The organism is Helicobacter sp. T3_23-1059, from assembly GCF_053654515.1.
In genome coordinates, this window is the sequence record NZ_JBSIUV010000132.1 from 1 (window position 1) to 1,485 (window position 1,485).

Sequence of the window (1,485 nt, forward strand, 5' to 3'; positions counted from 1 at the left end):
AAGCAAAGAGGAATGATTAAAATCTTAGCTACCAAAAAACTAAGTGCTTAACAAAAAAGCTAAAACACTTTTTGACAAAAAACAATGCTTTTATAAGCAAAACGCTAAGCAATGTTTAATTAAAAACATTTCAAATGCTTATTTTGCAAAAATCGCGCAAGTGTGGCAAAGCCTAAAAACAAAAAGGCTAAAAAGCAATCACGCTAACGCTAAAAAGTTTTTATAAAATCTTTTAGCATACCCGTAATGCTAAAAAGCTAGAATCAACAAGCAAACAAAAACGCGAACAACACTGCTCCTTAGGTTTGTCCTAGAAAGGCTTGGTTTGTAGCCTTGCACACTTGCTAAAAGGCAAGTAGTTACGCTAGAGTATGGCGTGCAAGGTGTGGGATTTCTAAGCAAAAAAACAAAAGCCCGCTTAATTTGCTACAGCGTGGTAACACGCGGGGGCAGTGTGTTTTAGCAAAAAAGCAAGTGTTTTAAAACTACAAGACTTCAAATGCTAAGGGCTTTTCAAAAAGCAGTAAAGTTGTGCCTATGCCTTAAGGCAAGCGATGAGCTAGCAAAGCTAGAATCTAACGCAGGCTTAAAAAAAAATAAACAACACGCGCTTTTTGATGACTTGCAAGCTAAGTGCTTCATTAGCCCTGCGCGTAAAGCCATAAAGACTTCAAACGCATTTAGGCGCGATAAATAAAAACTTCAAAAACTTAAATCAAAAATCTAAACTTCAAAAACACATTCTTTTTGTGGGATTTTATAAAACTACAAAAAGGAGCAAAAATGGCAATTAGGTATTTTACAGAGTTAAATCCAAAGCAAGCAAGGCATAAAGCGATTTTTTCGCATAAGTGGGGCGAAAAGTATGTCTGCAAAGAGTGCAACTTTTTGATGGCAGTTTGTGGCGATGATAAAAAACAAGTGCGCGTTTATTCTGTGGTGTATGGCATTGAGGTGTTTTTTGTCAAAGTGTTTTAGGCAGAATCTAAAAGCATTTGATTTTTTAAACCAATCCAAGCTATGAAAGATATTTGCTTGCAAAAGAGGATATTTTACTAGAGATTATGCGTATAGCATAATCTTTTGGACTTAGTTTTGCATTTTTATGTTGTTTTTTAATGTTTTTTATAGTGTGTGTTTCTCTCTTTTTTTATTTTTGATTTCATTTTTATTTCACAAAAGCAAATTTTAAGTTTATTTGGTTTATGATTGCGTTTATTTTTTACATTTTGCTTGTGAATCTTATTTTCTTAAAATGCTAGGCATAATGAGAAAATCATCATTTACAAGAATCAAAAATATGCTAAAAGATTTTGTAAAGATTGCGTAAAAAAGGGGTTTGAAATGGTTTTGTATGGGACAAAGATAAATAAGGCATTGGCGTTTGTAAGCGTGGCTATGGCGTGTGGTTTTGCAAATCATATCGCATTTGCCAAAGACACATTAGCCCAAAATATGACAACTGCAAGTAATGCTACGCTTGCT

2 protein-coding genes are annotated in these 1,485 nt (G+C 34.0%); both read left to right on the forward strand.

Translation table 11 applies throughout. The features are described 5' to 3' along the window. Positions 1-499: 499 nt before the first annotated feature. Positions 500-697 carry a hypothetical protein gene (locus ACWIX0_RS13525; RefSeq protein WP_454174507.1) on the forward strand — a complete coding sequence of 66 codons (198 nt, stop codon included), beginning with the start codon at positions 500-502 and terminating at the stop codon, positions 695-697. Positions 698-783: 86 nt separating this feature from the next. After that, a complete protein-coding gene (locus ACWIX0_RS13530; protein WP_454174508.1) occupies positions 784-978 on the forward strand; it encodes a hypothetical protein in 195 nt (64 codons plus the stop codon). Positions 979-1,485 lie beyond the last annotated feature (507 nt).

What these genes read in the sequence shown, in the direction of transcription:
- ACWIX0_RS13525 (WP_454174507.1), top strand. Translation starts at nt 500, where the DNA reads ATGCTAAGGGCTTTTCAAAAAGCAGTAAAGTTGTGCCTATGCCTTAAG.
- ACWIX0_RS13530 (WP_454174508.1), top strand. Translation starts at nt 784, where the DNA reads ATGGCAATTAGGTATTTTACAGAGTTAAATCCAAAGCAAGCAAGGCAT.